We start from the raw sequence: 258 nt of genomic DNA, 5'->3' as shown, positions 1-258 counted from the left end.
TTCGACGCCGACATGGTGCTGAAAGTGCGCGCCCCGAACGAGCTTGTGCGGGCGCGCATGAAGCCGGGCACGGTCCTGGTTGGTATGCTCAATCCCTTCGTCACCGTCAATCTCGCCGCCATGGCCAGCGCGCGCCTGACCGCCTTTGCCCTGGAAGCGGCGCCGCGCATCACGCGCGCGCAGTCGATGGACGTGCTGGCGAGTCAAGCCAACATCGCCGGCTACAAGGCGGTGATGCTGGCGGCGAACACGTATCAA

Annotated in this window: 1 pseudogene; it reads left to right on the top strand. The window is 65.9% G+C overall.

The features are described from left to right. Nucleotides 1-258: pseudogene (locus tag KVT32_RS30555) on the top strand (NAD(P)(+) transhydrogenase (Re/Si-specific) subunit alpha); the annotation flags it as partial.

The organism is Achromobacter sp. GbtcB20 (assembly GCF_019091095.1).
GTDB lineage: Bacteria > Pseudomonadota > Gammaproteobacteria > Burkholderiales > Burkholderiaceae_B > Achromobacter > Achromobacter mucicolens.
Note: the sequence above shows the minus strand (reverse complement) of the source record. Positions and strands in the feature narration are given on the sequence as shown.